General features: G+C 37.7%; 17 protein-coding genes. 10 read left to right on the top strand and 7 right to left on the bottom strand.

The window, feature by feature from the left end:
- Position 1 precedes the first annotated feature (1 nt).
- The 6 genes from ftsA to ACN9MR_RS02425 all read left to right on the top strand — a co-directional run bounded on the left by ftsA (position 2) and on the right by ACN9MR_RS02425 (position 6,924).
- Positions 2-1,360 carry a cell division protein FtsA gene (gene ftsA, locus ACN9MR_RS02400; protein ID WP_055915204.1) on the top strand — a complete coding sequence of 453 codons (1,359 nt, stop codon included), beginning with the start codon at positions 2-4 and terminating at the stop codon, positions 1,358-1,360.
- Positions 1,361-1,490: 130 nt separating this feature from the next.
- Entirely contained in the window at positions 1,491-3,122 is a 1,632-nt protein-coding gene (gene ftsZ / locus ACN9MR_RS02405) for a cell division protein FtsZ (RefSeq protein ID WP_426330211.1), read from the top strand.
- 166 nt (positions 3,123-3,288) lie between these two features.
- A complete protein-coding gene (locus ACN9MR_RS02410) occupies positions 3,289-4,530 on the top strand; it encodes an aminotransferase class I/II-fold pyridoxal phosphate-dependent enzyme (RefSeq protein WP_057932618.1) in 1,242 nt (413 codons plus the stop codon).
- Between the two features lie 260 nt (positions 4,531-4,790).
- Positions 4,791-4,967 carry a histone H1 gene (locus ACN9MR_RS02415; protein WP_090982499.1) on the top strand — a complete coding sequence of 59 codons (177 nt, stop codon included), beginning with the start codon at positions 4,791-4,793 and terminating at the stop codon, positions 4,965-4,967.
- 304 nt (positions 4,968-5,271) lie between these two features.
- A complete protein-coding gene (locus ACN9MR_RS02420; protein WP_426328089.1) occupies positions 5,272-6,255 on the top strand; it encodes a helix-turn-helix domain-containing protein in 984 nt (327 codons plus the stop codon).
- A gap of 186 nt (positions 6,256-6,441) precedes the next feature.
- Complete coding sequence (locus ACN9MR_RS02425; protein ID WP_426328090.1) at positions 6,442-6,924, top strand: GNAT family N-acetyltransferase; 483 nt, start codon at positions 6,442-6,444, stop codon at positions 6,922-6,924.
- Positions 6,925-7,233: 309 nt separating this feature from the next.
- Here the strand turns inward: ACN9MR_RS02425 and dapA are convergent, their stop codons facing one another.
- From dapA to ACN9MR_RS02450, 5 genes are all read right to left on the bottom strand, one after another.
- A complete protein-coding gene (dapA, locus tag ACN9MR_RS02430) occupies positions 7,234-8,121 on the bottom strand; it encodes a 4-hydroxy-tetrahydrodipicolinate synthase (RefSeq protein ID WP_426328091.1) in 888 nt (295 codons plus the stop codon).
- Positions 8,122-8,309: 188 nt separating this feature from the next.
- A complete protein-coding gene (locus ACN9MR_RS02435) occupies positions 8,310-8,666 on the bottom strand; it encodes a GxxExxY protein (protein ID WP_426330212.1) in 357 nt (118 codons plus the stop codon).
- Positions 8,667-8,775: 109 nt separating this feature from the next.
- The gene (ligA, locus tag ACN9MR_RS02440; RefSeq protein ID WP_426328092.1) at positions 8,776-10,791 is read right to left on the bottom strand and encodes an NAD-dependent DNA ligase LigA; all 2,016 of its coding nucleotides are present in this window, start codon (positions 10,789-10,791) and stop codon (positions 8,776-8,778) included.
- A gap of 30 nt (positions 10,792-10,821) precedes the next feature.
- Positions 10,822-12,321, bottom strand: coding sequence for a hypothetical protein (locus ACN9MR_RS02445; RefSeq protein WP_426328093.1), 1,500 nt, complete (start codon positions 12,319-12,321; stop codon positions 10,822-10,824).
- Between the two features lie 36 nt (positions 12,322-12,357).
- A complete protein-coding gene (locus tag ACN9MR_RS02450) occupies positions 12,358-13,032 on the bottom strand; it encodes an ACP phosphodiesterase (RefSeq protein ID WP_426328094.1) in 675 nt (224 codons plus the stop codon).
- A 171-nt stretch (positions 13,033-13,203) separates the two neighbouring features.
- Between ACN9MR_RS02450 and tyrS the strand changes: the two genes are divergently transcribed.
- Positions 13,204-14,490: a tyrosine--tRNA ligase gene (gene tyrS, locus ACN9MR_RS02455; RefSeq protein ID WP_426328095.1), complete on the top strand. Its 1,287-nt coding sequence runs from the start codon at positions 13,204-13,206 to the stop codon at positions 14,488-14,490.
- 14 nt (positions 14,491-14,504) lie between these two features.
- Complete coding sequence (locus tag ACN9MR_RS02460) at positions 14,505-14,963, top strand: hypothetical protein (protein ID WP_426328096.1); 459 nt, start codon at positions 14,505-14,507, stop codon at positions 14,961-14,963.
- A 22-nt stretch (positions 14,964-14,985) separates the two neighbouring features.
- Here the strand turns inward: ACN9MR_RS02460 and ACN9MR_RS02465 are convergent, their stop codons facing one another.
- Both ACN9MR_RS02465 and ACN9MR_RS02470 read right to left on the bottom strand, forming a co-directional pair.
- On the bottom strand, positions 14,986-15,777 hold the full coding sequence (locus tag ACN9MR_RS02465; protein WP_426328097.1) for a Fic family protein: 792 nt from the start codon (positions 15,775-15,777) through the stop codon (positions 14,986-14,988).
- A gap of 396 nt (positions 15,778-16,173) precedes the next feature.
- The gene (locus ACN9MR_RS02470) at positions 16,174-18,534 is read right to left on the bottom strand and encodes a TonB-dependent receptor domain-containing protein (protein WP_426328098.1); all 2,361 of its coding nucleotides are present in this window, start codon (positions 18,532-18,534) and stop codon (positions 16,174-16,176) included.
- Between the two features lie 202 nt (positions 18,535-18,736).
- Between ACN9MR_RS02470 and ACN9MR_RS02475 the strand changes: the two genes are divergently transcribed.
- On the top strand, positions 18,737-19,852 hold the full coding sequence (locus ACN9MR_RS02475) for a sensor histidine kinase (RefSeq protein ID WP_426328099.1): 1,116 nt from the start codon (positions 18,737-18,739) through the stop codon (positions 19,850-19,852).
- Positions 19,827-20,543 carry a LytR/AlgR family response regulator transcription factor gene (locus tag ACN9MR_RS02480; RefSeq protein WP_426328100.1) on the top strand — a complete coding sequence of 239 codons (717 nt, stop codon included), beginning with the start codon at positions 19,827-19,829 and terminating at the stop codon, positions 20,541-20,543. The genes ACN9MR_RS02475 and ACN9MR_RS02480 overlap by 26 nt, the downstream gene beginning before the upstream one ends.
- Positions 20,544-20,763: the final 220 nt, after the last annotated feature.

The raw sequence follows: 20,763 nt of genomic DNA on the forward strand, positions 1-20,763 counted from the left end.
TATGGACAAGGCAAAATTTACCAGTCAGTCGCCCATCGTAGTAGGATTGGATATCGGTACTACAAAAATTTGTGTTATCGTTGGTCGTAGAACACAACACGGTAAGATAGAAATCTTAGGAATAGGCAAGGCAGAATCGGCGGGTGTGACACGTGGAGTGGTTTCTAACATTCAAAAAACCGTGCAGGGTATTGCTCAAGCAGTTGAAGTAGCAAGCGGACAATCCAATGTAGAGATACAGGTGGTAAATGTGGGTATTGCTGGTCAGCACATTAAGAGCTTACAGCACAGAGGAATTTTAACAAGAAGAGAATTAAACAACGAAATCGGTAAAAAAGATATCGATAAGTTAATTGATGATATGTTTAAGCTGGTAATGCCGCCAGGTGAGGAAATCATCCATGTATTACCACAGGAATTTACAATCGATAACGAACCGGGAATTAAAGATCCGATCGGTATGGCAGGAGTTCGCCTTGAGGCTAACTTCCATATCATTTCCGGTCAGGTTACGGCTGTGAAAAACATTATCAAATGTGTAAACAATGCAGGCCTGCAAACTCAGGATTTAATTCTTGAGCCATTGGCTTCTTCTGAATCGGTGTTGAGCGAGGAGGAAAAAGAGGCGGGTATTGCATTGGTTGATATTGGTGGCGGTACTACAGATATTGCCATTTTCCACGAAGGTATTATCCGTCACACGGCAGTTATCCCTTTTGGTGGAAATAGTGTAACCGAAGATATCAGAGAGGGCTGTTCTGTAATGCGTAACCAGGCTGAGTTATTAAAAACACGTTTTGGTTCTGCATTGGCAGAAGAGAATAAAGAAAACGAAATTATTTGTGTTCCTGGTTTACGTGGCCGCGAACCAAAAGAAATTTCGGTTAAAAACCTGGCTTACGTCATTCAGGCACGTATGGAAGAAATTATCGAGCACGTATATTACGAAATCAAATCTTCCGGATATGAGAAAAAACTGATCGGTGGTATTGTAATTACCGGTGGTGGTGCTTTATTAAAACACTTATCTCAGGCAGTTGAATATGTAACCGGTTTAGATTGCCGTATTGGTTACCCGAACGAGCATTTATCTAAATATGAAGATATGCCTAAAACCATTTATGATGATCTGAAAAGCCCGATGTATGCAACCAGTGTAGGCTTGCTGATCAAAGGAATCCAGAAAGCTGAAGAGTTAATTGAAGAAATGAAACAGCCTGGCGTTTTTGTAGAAAAGCCAAAAACAGCCAAAGAAAAAGAGAAACGCGGACCAGGTTTGTTTGATAAATTACTGGCAAAAACAAGAACTTTCATTCAGGATGACATGAATGTAAGCGATGAAGATTACTTGAAAAGTTAATTATTTTTCCACAAAAGATGAGTTTTCCACATTATTAACAGTTGTGGAAAACGTCTGTTGAAAAAGTGTTAATATTACATTGAGTAATGAACAGAATTTAAAAATTTTTAAACAACTGATTCATAAAGATATGCAGTTCGAAATGTTAAAAGATAAGTCTTCAATCATCAAAGTAATTGGTGTTGGAGGCGGTGGCGGCAACGCAGTGAACCATATGTACCTGTCTGGTATTACTGGTGTGGATTTTATTATTTGTAATACAGATGCCCAGGCTTTGGAATCTAGCCCGATACCTAACAAGGTACAATTAGGTGCTAGCTTAACTGAAGGAATGGGGGCTGGTTCTATCCCTGAGGTTGGTAAAAACTCAGCTATAGAGAATATAGATGATATTAAGGCCATGTTGGGTAGTACAACCAAAATGCTTTTTATTACAGCAGGAATGGGCGGTGGTACCGGAACAGGAGCTTCTCCAATCATTGCGAAAGCAGCTAAAGAACTTGATATTTTAACAGTTGCCATCATTACTACACCATTTTCTTTCGAAGGAAAAAGACGTAGGCTGCAGGCAGATGAAGGAATGGAAGAGTTGAAGAAATACGTAGATTCTTACCTGGTAATTTCTAACGATCGCCTGCGCGAAATCTTCGGAAACCTAACCTTAGGTTCTGCCTTTGGTCAGGCCGACGACATTTTAACAACTGCAGCAAAAGGTATCGCAGAGATTATTACAGTGCCAGGTTATATCAACGTGGATTTTAAGGATGTGCGTACAGTAATGAAAGATAGTGGTGTAGCCATCATGGGTAGTTTTGCTGCTGAGGGCGAAGACCGTGCTTTACAGGCTGTTGAAGGCGCTTTGGCTTCTCCATTGTTAAAAGATAATGAAATCGAAGGTGCCCGTTATATTTTATTGAATATTAGTTCTGGTCTGCGCGAAGTAACCATGGATGAGGTTTCGATCATTACCGATTACATTCAGGAGAAAGCTGGTTTATCGGCTGATTTGATCTGGGGTAACTGTACCGACGAATCTTTAAGTGATAAACTTTCAGTAACCATTATTGCTACAGGTTTCCAAACATCAGAAGAACGCGTAAACGAAGAAAAAAATAAAAAGAAAATATCACTTTTAACACCTGAAGAAGCACCGCTAGTTCGTCCCGTTGAACCAGTAAACTCTTTCATCCAGCCTAAAACAACGCCATCTTATGAGCCTGTTTTAAAAACGAAGGAAGAAGTTTCGCAGGCAGATCTTTTTGGTGGTATGTTCAATAAATCGGAACCTCAAAAAGTTCAGGAGCCAGAAAATAATGTGGTTCGCCACACTTTGATGGAGGAAGAACCTCGGGTAGAAGAAACACAGGAAACTGGTTTTGAGTTTGAAGTAAAATTAGCTGAAACTAATTTTGTGTTCGAAACACCGGTTGCCCAAATGCCGCCAATGCCTGAGCCTGAACCAGAAATCGAAATGCCAGTTGTAGGTTTAGACGACGACAAAAGTGATGAATCGATGGAAGAGCAATTGAAAAAATCTAAAGAACGTATCTTACGTTTGAAAGATTTAAGTATGAAATTGCGCACCACCAATGGTTTACAGGAATTGGAAAACGAACCTGCTTATAAACGCAAGCAAATGCAGTTGCAACAGGTTCAGCATTCTTCCGAATCGCAGGTGAGTAGGTTTACTTTAAGCAACGATCAAGACGGTGGTACTGAGATCAGGCCTAACAATTCTTTCTTGCACGATAACGTTGATTAAAACAAACCAAATATAATTTTAAAGCCCCGAAGTAAAATCGGGGCTTTTTTGGCATAAAATTGGAGTGTTAAAAAATCTTAATTAACACCTAAAGGATCATTAGGTTGATTTTAAGACGAATAAAGCTTAAATTCGCAAAATTTTATTATAAAAAACACATAATACATTGGATATATTTGATAAGATAGCAAAGCACATGGGGCCGCTTGGCCAACACCAGAAATGGTCTCATGGGTATTTCTCATTTCCAAAATTAGAGGGAGAAATTGCACCTCACATGCAGTTTCGTGGAAAAGAGCATTTGGTTTGGAGTTTAAACAACTACTTAGGCTTAGCCAATCACCCGGAAGTTAGAAAGGCAGATGAAGAAGCTGCCGCAAAATTTGGTATGGCTTACCCTATGGGTGCCCGTATGATGAGCGGTAACTCAAACTATCATGAGCAGCTGGAACAAGAACTTGCAGAATTTGTGGGTAAACCAGATGCATTTTTATTAAACTACGGTTACCAGGGTATGGTATCTATTATCGATACTCTGGTTGACAGGAATGATGTTGTGGTATATGATGCAGAATCGCATGCCTGTATTGTAGATGGATTACGTTTGCACATGGGTAAACGATTTGTTTACAAACATAATGATATTGAAAGTGCCCGTAAGCAGTTGGAGCGTGCTACCAAACTGGTTGAAGAAACTGGTGGTGGTATTCTTTTAATTACCGAAGGTGTTTTTGGAATGAGCGGTGCTCAGGGTAAATTGAAGGAAATTGTTGATCTTAAAAAAGATTTCAACTTCCGTATCCTGGTCGATGATGCGCATGGTTTCGGTACAATGGGTAAAACCGGTGCAGGTACACACGAGGCACAAGATTGTATTGATGGAATTGATGTTTATTTTGGAACCTTCGCCAAATCTATGGCTGGTATTGGTGCTTTTGTTGCTTCAACAGAGCAAATTACCAATTTTTTAAGGTATAATATGCGTTCTCAGACTTTTGCTAAAGCATTGCCAATGCCTATGGTAATCGGTTTGTTGAAACGCTTAGAATTGCTAAAAAGCAAGCCTGAGCTAAAAGATAAACTTTGGGAAATTGCAATGACCCTGCAAAAAGGATTACGCGAACGCGGATTCGATTTAGGTGTTACCGATTCGGTAGTTACACCGGTTTTCTTAAAAGGTGAACTTTCTGATGCCACTGCAATTACTTACGATTTACGCGAGAACTATAGCATCTTTTGCTCAATCGTAGTTTATCCGGTAATTCCAAAAGGTATGATCGAACTCCGCTTAATCCCTACAGCTGTTCATACACTAGAAGATGTACAACGTACTTTAGATGCTTTTAGCGAAGTTGCTGAAAAATTAGAAAACGGATATTATAAAGAGAATCTTTTCGCTACCGTTTAAGGTCAGTGAAAATTTTACAAAGCCCTTTAAATGCATTTAAAGGGCTTTTTTGTTGAAGTTGTTTTTGTAAAAATCTGTATTTCAGTTACTTGATGTAGTTTTTTGCAGGAAATATGTTTATAAAAGCATAGAATGTGGAAAAAAATGGCGTAGAAGGCTGTTTTTTATTGTTCTAAAAATTTTTTTATTTCGCCAAACCCTTTAAATTAGAGTAGATAATTAAAAACTAAAACCTTAAAGAACCATAGGAGTAATTAAAAATGAAAAAATTCGAAGAAGTAAAAAGTTTAGTGGCAGCTTTAGAAGCTGATGCAGACAAATTTTATAACAAAGGTAACAGCGCAGCTGGAACCCGTGTACGCAAGGGTATGCAGGATTTGAAAAATTTAGCTCAGGCCATCCGTTTAGAAGTTCAGGAAACCAAAAATAAAGCTTAAGCGACCAAAATATTATAATGAAGGCCTCAGAATATTTTCTGGGGCTTTTTTGTGCAAGAACATTTTCTTATTTATCACTAAATATCATCTTTACTGTAAAATATATAAGACAAATTCGCCATCACTGCATAAGTTTTCTTAGCTTTCTTTTTATTTGCTCCAAGTAGTCTTTTATATTACAGATATTAAGCAGAATTTTTGATTTTACGATATACTGGAAACTTTGTGTAAGGCAAAGTAAATAGAATGCTTTAGGTGCGCCAATCATTTGATATGAAGTGATAACATTATTAAACAGTATAAGGTGTCGAAGCAATTGCAATACAATAAAGCAGAAAGTGAAGAAGTGGGCTATGTGTTGAATGTGCTCAGTAGGGTACATGCTGTAGATGCTAAATTGAAAGAAGAATTTGAGAACCACCTCTTAAGGCTAAGTATTAAAAAAGACCAAATACTGTTCAATGAGAACGAAGTATGCGAATACATCTATTTTATTGTTAAAGGGGCATTAATGGGCTGTACCACTCATAATAAACAAAAAATAACCACCTATATCTCAGTTGAAAATGATTTTGTAAGTTCGATATCCGGTCTTCATGGGTCTGGTTATTCTCAGGAATACGTAGTTGCTGTTGAAGATACAGATCTATTGGCCATCCACAATAATGAACTCAACCGCCTTTTTGCGCACCACTTCGAGCTGAATTACATCTTTAGGGTAGTTTTAGAAAAATATTATAAGGATGCCCAACAGAGAGCGCATATCATACGGGTCGGAAATGCAAAGGAAAGGTACCTGTATTTTGCCAAAACCAATCCAGGTTATTTAGACCGCCTCCCCTTAGCGTTAGTAGCTTCTTTGTTGAATGTTAAGGCTTCTACACTTTTATCTATCAAGAAAAATTTTTCAAAACCAGGAGTGCGCGGCAGGGATTTGGAAGAAAGTGGGCGGAAATTGGAACTCTATGTAAACAAGCATCAATTATTTAGGCACAAAGATATCAGACTTCATACTCTTGCCCAAAAAATAGGCCTGAGCAGCCATGAACTTTCTATTGTATTAAACAGCTATTTCAATAAAAGCTTTATTGATTATATTAATCAGTATCGGGTAAACTGGATCAAGGATAGTATCCGCAATCCGGAGATTATGCAAAATTTCACGCTAGAGGCATTGGCTTATAGCGCAGGTTTTTCTTCCAGGAGTGCTTTCTATAGTTCTTTTAAAAAATTAGTTGGCATGAGTCCTGTTGAATATTCAAAGCATATTATGAAAGAAAAACTTTAGTTTAACGTTTCTGTTACAGAAATGGCGCTTTAGGTAGCTTTTTGCAGACGAGTTGTATTGATTTATAATTCAGGACAAACTTGCTCCTGTAATCTTCGCCAGAAGAAGCCTGATTGGCTAATTTCGTTCAATAAATATTAACAATATAGCTTTCACTGGCTTTTTTAGCCACAATTGATTAAAACTATGATAAGAATAATGCGTGCTGTGGACTGGGGTGAGGTTAGTGCCATTTATCAGGAAGGAATCGATACCGGTACAGCGAGTTTTAGGACCCCTGATATTTCCTGGGAAGACTGGGATTCGTCACACCTTAAAGCTTGTAGGTTTGTGGCCTGCAAAGGTAAAGAAATTATAGGCTGGTGTGCGCTTTTGCCGGTATCGGCGAATTATGATATTGGGAGGGTAGGTGAGACTGAAGTGTATGTTAAACATGGTTATAAAGGGCAGGGGGTAGGTTCTTTATTATTAGATGCCCTGATTAAAGAAAGCGAAAATAAAGGCATTTGGATGCTTCAGGCCGGGATATTTTTGCAAAATTCGGCTTTGTTGAAAATCTATGAAAAAGCAGGCTTCCGGTTAGTGGGCTATCGCGAAAAAATAGGAAAGGCCAAAGGCGTTTGGCAGGATAACCTGCTGATGGAAAGAAGAAATAAATTGATCGCTTAGCATCTTAAAAAAAGTGCTTGTATTATAAAGACAATTTCTCTTCAGATTCTGTCATGTCGAGCCTAGGGGAATTAATACTAATTTTTTCATGTGTGTGTATTTGTGTGTACAGAGGCCGATTCAATAATGATGCCTTTAATATTCCTAAAACTTTTATAGCGTTATAGTTTTTGAGCTCTGTTTTAAGGTGTTGATTATTATATGATTTATTTGCGTGATTTTTATTTACACACAAAAAACAGATTGTCTTCATTTACTTTTCAGCAAAATCAAACAATCTGTTCTAAAAAATATTAATGGGGGTAACGTTTAGGCTACCTCGCTTAGTTTTTCTATTTCTGCAATGATCGATTTTTCTAGCGATTCAGAAGCTTTAACCAATGGCAATCTTACCGTATCGCCACAAACACCTAAATGTTTTAATGCCGCCTTTATTCCTGCCGGATTACCTTCAGCAAAAGCCAAACGAGTAAATTCTATTAAGCTTAAATGGGCAGGCAAGGCTGCTTTATAATCGCCAGCTAAACAAAGTTTCACCATATCGGAAAATTGTTTAGGTAAAGCGTTTCCGATTACAGAAATAATCCCCGCAGCACCTAAAGCGATCATTGGCAAAGTAACCGGGTCATCACCAGAGATTAAAAGAAAATCTGCAGGTTTATCTCTCATAATCTGGTTAAACTGATCGAAACTTCCTGAAGCTTCTTTGGTCGCAATGATGTTTTTAAAATCATACGCCAATCTGCAGGTGGTTTCAGCACTCATGTTGCTTCCAGTACGGCCTGGTACGTTGTATAAAATCAAATCTAAAGGAGAAATTTCAGCTAAATACTTATAATGCTGATAAATTCCTTCCTGAGTAGGTTTGTTGTAATAGGGACTAACCGATAAAATTGCACTATAACCAGCAGTATCAAAAGATTTAATGTCTTCAGCAATAGCCAAAGTGTTATTGCCACCTATGCCGGCAACTAAAGGTAATCTATTGTTATTAATTTCAGCAGTATAGGCCCACACCTTCTTCTTCTCGTCCTTGGTCATTGTAGCGGTTTCGCCGGTTGTACCTAAAGAAACGAGGTAATCTATCCCTCCGTCTACCAAATGATTAATCAGGTTTTTTAAGCCGTTATAATCAACTGATCCATCTGTGTTGAAAGGCGTAACCAATGCTACACCAGTACCCTGAAATTTGTTCATTATATAATTTACTTTTTGTTTTACCACAGAGCCACAAAGGGCACCAAGGTTTTTATTTTTTTGGTTATAAATAGCCATTTATAACTCTTTTTATTCTGTTTTTTACTTTTGCCTCATTAAAGTTAATGAGAACGCTTTTTGTTTTACCACAGAGCCACAAATGGTACCAAGGGTTTTATTTTTTTTGGTTATAAATAGCCATTTATAACTCTTTGTATTCCATCCTTTATCTTCGTCTCATTAAAATTAATGAGTAACCCTAACTTACAGTTCGAAAGTTTTAGGTACGTTATTGTTTGTGCCAAGTGAACATCTTTAAGGATGCTTACGGCTTTCACTTCAATAATCACTTTTCCTTCAACCAAAATATCTATTCTGTAATTACAATAAAGCTTTGTGTTCTTGTAATAAACAGGAAGATCTATTTGATTGGAAACCTGCAATCCAGCATTAACCAATTCGTAAATTAGGCAAGCTTCATACGCCGACTCTAATAATCCTGGGCCTAGTTCAACATGAACCTGATAGGCAGCATAACAATTAATTTAGCAATTTCATTTTCAGTCATCCCTTAATGTATTAAAATAGTTTATTTTTAAGCAATAGGGATGCTTTTAATCAATTAACTTTGTGTTCTTAGTGTCTTTGTGGTAACTACCCACCTATCATTTCTAAAAGTTCGGCATCGCTGATGATCGGAACGTTTAGTTTATTCGCTTTTTCCAGTTTCGATGGCCCCATATTGTCGCCTGCTACCAGGTAATCCAATTTGCCCGAAATACCGCTCAGCATCTTGCCGCCATTGGCTTCAATCATGTCTTTTAGCTCATCGCGGCTAAAGTTCTCAAAAACGCCCGAAATTACGAATGTTTTTCCAATAAGCCTATCACTATCAAGCGTAATTAGCTTTTCTTCAATTTCGAACTGTAATCCGGCTAATTTTAATAATTCTACCTGCTGTAAATGCTCAGATTTTCCAAAATACTCAACAATACTCTCTGCAATCCGCTGACCGATCTCATCAATGGCAATTAATTCCTCTACAGTAGCTTTGGAAAGGTTGTCGATATTCTTTACCCCAGCGGCAGTTTTCTTTGCAACTGTTTCGCCAACATATCGGATACCCAAGCCAAAAAGTACTTTCTCGAAAGGCATTTCCTTCGACTTTTCAATTCCTGCGAGCATGTTCTCGATCGATCTTTCTCCGAAACGGTCTAAGGTTTTCAGTTGATCTGATTTTTGATGCAGCGTATATAAATCGCTGATGTGCCTTACAAGGCCATGTTTATAAAAGGTTTCAATAGTTTCGTCACCGAGCCCATCAATGTTCATGGCCTTTCGTGAAATGAAATGCTGAATTTTTCCAACTATCTGCGGCGGACAACCCTCATCGTTAAGGCAATAATGAACTGCTTCTCCTTCTCTTCTGATTAATTCTGTTCCACATTCGGGGCAGTTGTGTAAATATTGAACCTTTATAGCGCCAGGCAATCGCTTATCTAAATTTACCTTGATAATTTTTGGGATAATTTCACCACCTTTTTCTACATAAACAGTATCGCCTTCATGTAAATCTAAACGATCTATTTCGTTCGCATTGTGCAATGTGGCGCGTTTAACCGTGGTGCCCGCCAATAATACAGGTTTTAAATTGGCAACTGGCGTAACTGCACCTGTTCTCCCTACCTGATAGGTTACTTTTTCTAAAACAGTTTCAACCTCTGCTGCCTTGTATTTATATGAAATGGCCCAACGTGGAGATTTGGAGGTGAAACCCAGTTCTTGTTGTTGTGCATAACTGTTCACTTTAATTACAATACCATCGATGTCATAGCTTAATTTAAAACGTTCGTTTTCCCAATGGTGGATAAATTCCAGAACTGCATCGATGTTAGAAACAAGGCGGTTATGTTCGCAAACATGGAACCCCCAATCTTTTACAGCATTTAAACTTTCCCAATGGGTTTTGAATTCATTTTTATCGGTGTATAAGAAATAAATAAAACCATCTAAGGGACGTTTAGCTACTTCCTTGCTGTCTTGCATTTTAATCGTGCCTGATGCAAAGTTACGGGGATTTGCGTAAGGGATTTCGCCAAGTTCTTCGCGGGCAGCATTCAGACGTAAAAAAGCAGCCTTGTGCATAAAGATCTCCCCACGGATTTCGAAATGTTCAGGTGCTGCATTTGATTTGATTTGATGCGGGATGGTATGAATGGTTTTTATATTATTGGTCACATCATCACCTTTGGTACCATCGCCACGGGTAACAGCTCGTAAAAGTTTGCCATTTTCGTACGTAAGACTGATAGACAGGCCATCAAATTTTAATTCACATACATATTGGAAATTATCGCCAATGGCTTTACGGATGCGTTCGTCAAAATCGCGGAGATCCTGTTCATTATAGGTGTTCCCCAACGATAACATGGGGTATTTATGATTTACCGTAACAAAATTTTTGGTGATATCACCACCAACACGCTGGGTAGGCGAATTCGGATCAGCCAAATCGGGATTTGCTTTTTCGAGCTCTGCGAGGTGCTTTAATTTTTTATCAAACTCATAATCGCCAATGGTGGGCATAGCCAGCACATAATAGTTATAATTGTGCTGGTTTAATTCGGCCACCAGGGCATCCATTTCTTCTTTTACTGCAGTTAGCGACATAAGACAAATATAGAAAAAGGAGCAGAGTGATTAATATTTTAGTTGTAAAAGCTGTAAATCTACTTTCTTGCTAAAAATGCCCATACGCTCAACGAATGGAATAACAAAACTGTTATTTAGCCAGCTGATCGATTCTGTATTGGCATAATAAGAATTTTTGATTTCGTCTTTCGGGATCATATTGATCTTGCTTATTGCGCCCGATTTAAGATCCATTTCTGCATACATGGTAGCAACAGAACCACCATCTGATTGATTGGCCAGAATCCGGAGCGTATTTTCTGCTTGGTTAAATGATAATTCAGAACCTTCTCCCATAGTTCCGCTTGCATAAGTACGTGGCATAAACTGGTGGTAAAGTGGTTTCATCTGAGCATCATATCCATTCATTAAGACTGATCCGTCTGATGTAAACGAACCATGACTGCTGGAAACGCTATGTTTTGGGGAAATAGCAACCAGAAGCGTATTGTTATATTCTGAAATATGCCTGATGTTCATATATTTAGCATCAGAGAACTCCAGGTTATCGAATTTTTTATTAACCGGTACAAAAGATTTTTGTAATTCTTTAATGTGCGCTTTATCAAAAACTTCCTTTGTTGAGGTATAGGTACCATTATTGAAATCGATTCTTGCAATTAGTGTTGAACGCTCCTTGTTCGCATTTTTGTAGAATATGCCAATGTAATTTACCAGCGGCTTTTTACTGCTCGCAAAACTTATCGACGATATTTCATCCTGGTTAAAAGCATCCAAAGGAATGCTCACTGTTTTAAGTGGGCTGGGATTACTGCTCAAATAAATGGCCACATTACATTTTCCTTTCGAAGCATCGACCGTACTGATGATAAAGCTTCCATCATCGCCACAAGATGCCTTCCAGGTATCCCCATCTGGCATGTCGGGTTCCATTTTTTGGATCTGCTCCAGCTTATCATTAAAATCGATTACGGTGTAGCTTTGCGATTCATTAAAATCCTTTTCTATTTTAAGGGCAGTTAAAATACCAACCACTGGTAATCCAACATGTACTTTACGTTTTGCCCCTGTTAACCTACTAGCCATTTTGAAATAGGAACCATCATTAGAGAAAAAGAATTCCGGTGCTTCAATGAAATCTTTGCTGCCATCATAAATTATCTTCTGTGAAAGTATTTTGCCTGTTTTTTCTTCCAGCAGATAGGCGACAAATTGATTAGCAAAACTTTTAAAGTAGCTACGGTCTGTGGAGGCCACAACCATAATGTTGCTTTTAAACTTTCCAATGGCCATTGGAAAACCAGTAAGTGTTGTAAGCCATCTCTGACTGAGCTTATCATCAACGGTAACCACTGCAAAGTCAGCTTTAGGCATGTCGACAATCATGGCGATGGCGTTACCGGATAAGTCTACCTTTGTACCATACCTGCTGTCATAAGAGGCCTTGATGTTCCACATTGGTTTTTTGATAACATTAATCTGCTGCTGGGCAAAGGTGTTGAACTGCAAAAAAATGATTGATAAGGAGAGAATTAGTTTAATTTTCATTTAGTTATTTGGTTTTTTCCAAATATATCAAAATAATCAAACCAGTTTTTTCTCAATTTCCTTAAAAATATCCATAAAATCTTTTTGTAAAACCGCTTTAAAAATCCCAAGTTCGAAAGTGAGTTGTTGCAACTGCATTTCACTCAATGTTTCTGGCCATAAACGCATACAGATCCTGTTAAGGGCATAACTGATGTTTTCGAGTTTTTGGTAGCTCAGCAGGTATTTACTGCTGATGAACTTTTCTAGAAAGTTGAAAAATACTTCTGGATATTTCAGGTTGCAGTGCTCCAGGAAATCACTTAACGATTCTTTTTTTACCGCATCGAGTTTATCGTAAAAATGATTCACCTGAACCAGGTTGTGCTCCACCAATAGATGATCCAATAAAAGTTCTAAGCCAATATGTGCAAGAAAGGAAGGACGCACAGCAGTATTTTCTACAATGGGCTTAATAAGCTGTTTAAGTTCGGTGGTTTTCTCAAAGAAAAAGTTAGAAGAATGAAAAAGCAGGTCGACGGCTAAATGTCTTTTCCAACCAAAAAGCAGATTTTCTTCATCAGGATTTCCTTTAAACAGGAATTCATTCTTCTGGGGGTATAAATTTGCTTCTTTTGCCGCATTTTTAATCAGATCGGGCAAAACCGTTCCCATTACCACGTTGGCATCATTATTTGTCCGGTCGAAATAATAATGGGATAAAAAGTTCATCTTGCAAGGTAATGTTTTCTTGTATGGTTGTAAAGAACGAATGGTAAAATATTGGTAAGGATAGAGGATTGCAAAGCGCAATTGCGATAACTCATTTACAAAGCCAACTAATTTGCTTTAAACTAAGCTAAAATTTTATCTTTGCACGCACATTATTAAAGTGTTTGTACAATGACGAATTTTGTTGAAGAGTTAAGATGGCGTGGCATGCTGCATGATATTATGCCGAATACTGAGGAAAAGTTAAATGAGGGTATGACTTCTGGTTATATCGGTTTCGACCCTACTGCAGATTCGTTGCATGTTGGGCACTTAACGCAGATCATGACACTGATTCATTTTCAAAATGCTGGTCACAAGCCGTTTGCTTTGGTTGGTGGGGCTACAGGTATGGTTGGCGATCCATCGGGGAAATCTGATGAGCGTAATCTTCAGACAGCTGAAATGATCGAACACAACCTGAAAGGGATGAAAAAGCAATTATCTAAATTCTTAAAATTTGAAGAAGGTGGAAATGGCGCAGTAATGGTTAACAATGCCGATTGGTTTAAGGATATGAATCTTTTTACCTTTATCAGGGATGTAGGTAAACACATTACTGTGAACTACATGATGGCAAAGGATAGCGTTAAACGGCGTTTGGAAGGCGATTCTGGTCTATCTTTTACTGAATTCTGCTACCAGTTGATCCAAGGGTACGATTTCTATCATTTATGGAAAAACGAAAACTGTTTGGTGCAGATGGGCGGTTCTGATCAATGGGGCAATATTGTTACCGGTACGGAGCTCATTAGAAGAAAAGACGCTGGTACGGCCTATGCCATTACCACCCAGTTGATTAAAAAGGCAGATGGAACCAAATTCGGTAAAACCGAGAGTGGTGCGGTTTGGTTAGATTCAGAGAAAACTTCTCCATATAAATTTTACCAGTTTTGGTTAAATGCATCAGATGACGATGTGAAAAAATGGATCCGCATTTTTACCCTTAAAAATAAGGAAGAAATAGAAGCCTTGGAAAAGGAACATGATGCTGCACCGCATTTGCGTATCCTTCAAAAAGCTTTAGCTGAAGATATCACCATAAAAACCCACTCAGTAGAAGCTTTAGAAACAGCTATTAAAACATCTGAGTTTTTGTTCGGAAACGGATCATTGGAATTTTTAAAAGGCTTATCTGATAAAGAGGTGTTTGATATATTTGATGGCATACCACAATATAAGATCTTAATTGAAGAACTTGGCGCTGGAATTGATGCAGCAAGCTTACTTGCCGAAAAATCAGCTATATTTCCGTCAAAAGGAGAGGCCAAGAAAACCATTCAGGGAGGAGGCGTTTCTGTAAACAAAGAGAAGGTAGCTGAAATGGCTCAGATCTTTACTGCAGATCATTTGATAAACGACAAATTCATTGTCGTTCAGAAAGGAAAGAAAAACTACTTCCTTTTAATCGCTGAATAATATTTTCAAGCCCAATGAAACTGAAAATAAAAGATCTATTCATTGGGCTCGAATTTAAAATTGAACAGGAAGTTGATCTCCCGCAAGAGCTTTTATTAAAGCGTATCAGCGAAGAATTAAGAAAACTGGATTATGAGATTATAAAACAATCTGCTGATGTGATCAGGTTTGAGGACGGTTGGAACAATGTTCATAATACATATATCGGCTATCACTGGCACAGAATAGAAAACGGAAGTTTTGAAGTGTTAAAGACCAATGATCAACAAAACTTAAAATTCCTATTTTCGGTGTCCATTTATGGAGTAATTTTAGCTGTTTTAGCGATTTTTGGCATGGGATGGGCTACTGGTTATGAGGTTTTTCCTTTTGCCCTCATTTTTTTAGTGTTAGGCACTGTAAGAGGAATGGGGATCAAAAATAAAATGTACGAAATCTTTAATGCAGTTACCCGACCGGAAGTAAATAATTAGTGTTGTTCTAATAAATTAGAGGTCAATTGGTTTTTAGAAATTTTTCTTTAATCTTAAGGCTTTCGATCAGTCGATCGGCCATAAAGCTGAGCATTGATCCTGGGCTATTCTCTTTCGCCTCAAAACTGTTCATATAATCCAATTTATTTATCGGTTTTATGAAAATTGGTGGGTATTTATATTTAAGTAGGATGATGTTCATAATGATCCTCGCAATTCTTCCATTTCCATCACCAAAGGGGTGAATATTGTTTAGGAACTGAAAATGGAAGTCTGTTACAATTTTTAAGATATGATCATCAATACCATTAGGAATTAAAACAGACAAACGGTGGTTGGTATCAGTTATTAAATCAGAAATAGCTGCAGACACTTCCGTAGGCTGCTTATAGTGATGTATTTTTCCAGATGATCTTGTAGTTACATTTTCTAATATTTTGTATTTACCTGGATCATAGTGAATGGAGTCAGACCACTGGTCTGGGCTTTTCATCAGGGTTTTATGAAATCGTTTTATATTGGCTTCAGTGATTTGAGTTGCTTGATACTGCTCAAAAACCTCATCTAATACTTGTTGATGGTTTAATATGTCGAGACAGTCTCCTGTAGATGTGTTTTTTGGAGCGACAAATTCTTTAAGTAACTGTATGGTCTGCCCGTATGTCAGTGCATTACCTTCAATCTTATTTGAGTTGTAAGTGAAATCGATCTTGATTTTTTCAATGAAGTCCTGATCCCACTCTTTGTTTGTACCAGCTTCATCCAATTTTTTTTTTAGGCGATCAATCTTTTTTAATTTTGCTGAAATCTCCATTAAAGAAACTTAATATCATAATCAAAGCCTTTAGTCTTAATTTTAAGAAGCCAGTTTCTATAAAGATTTTTCCCGATAGCAGGTTTCCCATCTTTGATCATCAAGGTTTCTCCTAAAATAAAATGCTGGAGATCCTGTCGGAATTCTTTACGGATATCGTGCAGAAATATGGTCTCCTTTTTATCCGAGATTTCGGATAGATCTTTTAATCGCTTTGATATTAGATTCAAACTTGGCATTTCTGATTAAGATTAATCCTGTATGTCAAAATTAGCAGTTTTTGGTCAATTTTTCTACATAAAGGCTATAAAGTTCGCTTTCCATAAAAAAAACTACCTTTCCCAGGCTAATATAGCTTCCAAAATGCTTTTATTTTAAACTAAATTTGTTTTTGACTCAGTCCTGATCTGGTAACCTGTCCTTTTCATCTTTTTTACGGTTAAAGCGGTAAACCAGTGTTGCGGTTGTTAATCTCCCGATTCCTTTAAAATTCGATTCTAGATAATAGGTATCTGTTGTGGTGATCTGCTTATCGATAAACGAATCGAAAATATTGTTTACCGCTAAAGTAACTGAAACTTTATCTTTAAACAGGTCTTTACTAAGGGCGATGTTAGCACGGTACTGCGCTTTATTAACCGATTGGATGTCGGTGTTTTTGGCCCTGTAGTTAAAAATATATTCTATCGAAAAACTCTTTGGAAATTTCATCCGCGAGTTGATGCGGGTAAACCAGGTATGATCTTCAGATCCATACGCTTTATTCTCAAAGGTACCCTGTTGCTTAAAAGCGTAATAATTAAAATCCCACGATAACCGCCACCAGGATAGGGGATTGTAGGTGGTTGAAATTTCCAGTCCGTAGCGGTCTTCGTAATCGAGGTTAACAGGGGTATTCACAAAACCATTAGCAGATTGCTTGAGTATAAATTCAAAATAGTTGGTGGCATGTTTGTAATAAACCGATGGGTTGAAAGTGAGTTTTCCCAGTCTTTGTAATACACCAAGTTCAAACGAGTTGGTATACATGGGGTTTAAATCGGGGTTGCCCACTGTTAAGTTTCTGGTATCGGATAAGCCTGAAAACGGATTTAACTGCCAGAACTGTGGCCTGTTTATCCGTCTGCTATAGCTTAAACGCAGATCTGTATTCTTTTGCAGTTTATAGGTAATATTTGCGGTAGGAAATAGATCGATATAATCTTTTGAAGCCTGAAAAGAGCCCTGCCGGTCTGAAATACCGATATCCGACAGTTCAGCCCTTAAACCCAGCAGGTAGTTAAACTTTTTGAATTTGTTCTCATACTGAAAATAAGCACCATAAATGTTCTCATTGTACTTGAGCTTATTGTCATAGGCTGGGAGCAGTACATCATCCGCTTTTGCCCAATAATCACTTCTGATGGACCTGATATTCGCCCTTATCCCAGCCTCAAATTTCGAACTGCCGGAAAAAGTGCCTACAAAGTCACTTTGAATAAATAGCGCATCGCTGCTTTCGATATCTCTTGATGTTAAACGGCTTGTGCTTATTAAGGCCGGGAAAGTTTTTTGCTGGGTGATGTCCTGGTTTTCATCATCATTCCAGAAAACATATTGTAAACTCGTATTCCATTTTTGATCCTTGTTATCAAAGGTTTTTACATAATTCAGTTCGAGCTGATTGTATTTCTGCGGCTCTCTGTAATTCTCGAAACGGTTAATTGTACTATCGAGTACATTGTTTTTGTTATAATAATTGTACCGGTAATTGGTGGTATCTTTATTCACCAGCAAATCATGATAAAAACTTCCGGTTAAAGTGTTTTTGGAATTGATGTAATAATCCATTCCGAGGTATACATTATAAAGATCATCGTTTCTACCCTGCTCGTTATTTTGTCTTAATATGGTCTGTATCCCATTGTTTAAAACGCTTTGGTATCGTTGTTCCGATCCATAGAGGTTCCGGTACCGATAGCCGATGTTACTAAAAAGGTTGATTTTTTCGGTTTTATAGCTCAGGTTTAAATTGCCGTTGTAATTTGCCGGATCGCCTACGCCTGCCTGCACTGAGCCGTTAAAGCCACTCAAAGTATTCTTTTTTAATACAATATTGATAATGCCACCACCACCCTGGGCCTCGTACCTCGAAGATGGATTGGTAATTACTTCTACCTTTTCGATATTGCTGGCAGGTATCTGTTCTAAACCATTGTTATTGGTCAGCATAGATGGCTTTCCATTAATCAATACCTGTACGCTTCCATTTCCGCGCAGGCTTATGGCGCCATTGGCATCTACATTTACTGAAGGAACATTGTTTAAAATATCATTGGCAGAGCCACCTTTTGAAATTAGATCTTTGCCTACATTAAATACTTTTTTATCAAGACTCAGCTCCACGGTGGTCTTCTCCGCTGTTACATCGACCGATTTCAACAACTGAACATCTTCTTTCAGGATAATGTCTCCAAGTTTAAAGCCCTGGATTATTTCTCTGTTTTCGAGCAGTTGTGTTTTGTAGGCAACAAATTCGATTTTAATGTGAAACCTGCCAGGCTGGGTGAGGAGCGTAAAATCGCCCCTGCTATCTGTGACTGTGCTTTTTAAAATTTTTTGATCATTTACCGATAAGAGTTTAATACCTGCATTTTCGAGCGGTTTTAAGGTTTTTTCATCTGTAACCCTTCCGGTAAGTTTAACTTCGGTTTGCGCAAAGCTTTTCAGGGCCGATAATAAAAGGAGTAGGAAGCACAATCGCTTGATCTGATTCATGGTTTGTTTTAAATTTTCTGCAATATGGTTAGTAGCACAAAGTCAAAATCCGTTTGAAGCCGTATAGGTAAGCATGGCCCCCAAAAAGACGTATTTTAGACCTTAACCCATTTCATCATCTAATTGGATGTATCGGTATGTAATTTTGCCCTGTTCGTCTACTACGTGGAATCGAATGCACAAGAATTGTATATTTGTGTTGATGCCATTAATTGAGAGGATAGCCAAGTTTAGTTCCGCGCACCGGTTTCTCAGCCATATTATTTTTTGGCTGGCTACCACGATTGTGTTTTTTAACCGGTACGATGTAGGAGAATACAATGATTTTAATAATATACTCGTCAGGCATACTTTTTATATTTTATTTACCATTATTGCTTCCTATTTTTTGGCTTATATCATCATTCCCAGATTGATTACGGCGAAAAATTATTACCCGATTGCAGCTTATTTTTTTTTAGGCAGTTATATTATCTGTGTATGTGCAAGAATTGTGGTAGTGCATATTTTGGAACCCATTATAAGAACACCGCCGTTTGGCCAGGAGTCTGTTCTGGAAATTATAATAGATGTGCCTACACTGATTACCCATTACTTTCCGTTAACTTTTTCTGCCGCATGGATTTTTGCTTTTATTAAATTGATCAAAGAACAGTACATTGTGCAGCAGCATAAACTTTCTTTAGAAAAAGAAAGGGCAGAAACAGAATTAAAAACACTAAAGGCGCAGCTGAACCCACATTTTCTTTTCAATACGCTGAACAATATTTACTCACTTTCGCTGGTTAACTCTCCGGTTACTTCAAAATCAATCGCAGGTTTATCCGAAATACTCGATCATGTATTATACAGGTGCAATGGTATGTATGTGCCTTTATCGGCAGAAATTACACTGATTGAAAACTACATAGAGCTGGAGAAATTAAGATACGGTGGCCGTTTAGAAGTAAATTTTACCCATGTTATAGATCATGATACCAATATTGCCCCTTTAATTTTACTATCTCTGGTTGAAAATGCGTTTAAACATGGAGCCGGAGAAGATATTGGCCATCCTGTAATTAATATAGATTTAAAACTGAGCGGAAACCGCTTCCGTTTTATGGTTTCCAATGGTTTTATGCCAGGAAGGCAAAAAGAAGAAGATAGGATCGGGATAAATAACATAACCAAACAGCTTCAGTTGCTTTACCCAAAGCAGTACGATTTAAGCATTACTACTCATGATGATATATTTGTAGTTTTGCTGCACATTAACCTAAAAAACAACATCAGTAAAGAACAGAATAGCTATGAAAGTAAAATGTCTTTTAGTTGATGATGAGCCCCTGGCTATCCAGCTGATCCAAAACCATATTGATCAGCTAGATACTTTTGAGGTTGTGGGCACCTGCTCAAATGCGATAAAGGCATTGGAAATGCTCAGAACTGTACCGGTTGATCTTTTATTCCTGGATATTAAAATGCCGCAGATTACAGGCATTGATTTTCTTAAAACCTTAAAAAATCCACCTGCTGTAATTATTACAACGGCTTACCGGGAATATGCAATAGAAGGCTACGACCTTGATCTGATCGATTATCTGCTAAAACCCATTACTTTCGATCGTTTTTTTAAAGCTGTAGACCGTTATTTAAGGTTAAGAAGCCCTATTGTTAAAGCTGAGACATTATCACCCCTTACCACGCAGCAATTTATTTATATAAAAGCGGGAGGTAAGTTCCATAATCTGAATAAGGAAGAGGTATTGTACGTAGAGAGTTTAAAAGATTACATCGTAATTCATTGTACAGATAAAAAAATCACAGCGAAATATAAAATCGGTGATTTGGAAACTGAACTTCAGGACAAGGCATTTTTGCGCATACATCGCTCCTTTATAGTTAACCTGAAAAAAATAACCGCTTTTACCGCCTATGATATTGAAATCGCCACAAAAGAACTGCCTATTGGTGCAAGTTATAAAGAATATGTATTTAAAAAACTGCAGCATGCCGCGCTTAAATAATGCGAATTGCTTTAGCGAAACGTTTCACCCTGAAACGAAAAAAGCCACTAAAGTGGCTTAAATGAGATGTTAACTTATAGATGTTAATTAAATACGTAAAACTTATTAAAACACTTATAACATTTGTATCTCTTAACTGAAATCCACGGCATAAGCGTTTTAAAGAGAAAACCCCTTGGCACCCTATAGGTTTCGAAATTTTTACACTTCGGGCAAGATA

Source organism: Pedobacter sp. R-06 (assembly GCF_049913135.1).
In the GTDB taxonomy this organism is placed as follows: Bacteria; Bacteroidota; Bacteroidia; order Sphingobacteriales; family Sphingobacteriaceae; genus Pedobacter.

Excerpts from the sequence above, each read along its gene's own strand:
- ftsA (WP_055915204.1), top strand. The coding sequence starts at position 2 with ATGGACAAGGCAAAATTTACCAGTCAGTCGCCCATCGTAGTAGGATTG.
- ftsZ (WP_426330211.1), top strand. The coding sequence starts at position 1,491 with ATGCAGTTCGAAATGTTAAAAGATAAGTCTTCAATCATCAAAGTAATT.
- ACN9MR_RS02415 (WP_090982499.1), top strand. The coding sequence starts at position 4,791 with ATGAAAAAATTCGAAGAAGTAAAAAGTTTAGTGGCAGCTTTAGAAGCT.
- ACN9MR_RS02425 (WP_426328090.1), top strand. The coding sequence starts at position 6,442 with ATGATAAGAATAATGCGTGCTGTGGACTGGGGTGAGGTTAGTGCCATT.
- dapA (WP_426328091.1), bottom strand. The coding sequence starts at position 8,121 with ATGAACAAATTTCAGGGTACTGGTGTAGCATTGGTTACGCCTTTCAAC.
- ligA (WP_426328092.1), bottom strand. The coding sequence starts at position 10,791 with ATGTCGCTAACTGCAGTAAAAGAAGAAATGGATGCCCTGGTGGCCGAA.
- ACN9MR_RS02445 (WP_426328093.1), bottom strand. The coding sequence starts at position 12,321 with ATGAAAATTAAACTAATTCTCTCCTTATCAATCATTTTTTTGCAGTTC.
- ACN9MR_RS02450 (WP_426328094.1), bottom strand. The coding sequence starts at position 13,032 with ATGAACTTTTTATCCCATTATTATTTCGACCGGACAAATAATGATGCC.
- tyrS (WP_426328095.1), top strand. The coding sequence starts at position 13,204 with ATGACGAATTTTGTTGAAGAGTTAAGATGGCGTGGCATGCTGCATGAT.
- ACN9MR_RS02460 (WP_426328096.1), top strand. The coding sequence starts at position 14,505 with ATGAAACTGAAAATAAAAGATCTATTCATTGGGCTCGAATTTAAAATT.
- ACN9MR_RS02465 (WP_426328097.1), bottom strand. The coding sequence starts at position 15,777 with ATGGAGATTTCAGCAAAATTAAAAAAGATTGATCGCCTAAAAAAAAAA.
- ACN9MR_RS02470 (WP_426328098.1), bottom strand. The coding sequence starts at position 18,534 with ATGAATCAGATCAAGCGATTGTGCTTCCTACTCCTTTTATTATCGGCC.
- ACN9MR_RS02475 (WP_426328099.1), top strand. The coding sequence starts at position 18,737 with ATGCCATTAATTGAGAGGATAGCCAAGTTTAGTTCCGCGCACCGGTTT.
- ACN9MR_RS02480 (WP_426328100.1), top strand. The coding sequence starts at position 19,827 with ATGAAAGTAAAATGTCTTTTAGTTGATGATGAGCCCCTGGCTATCCAG.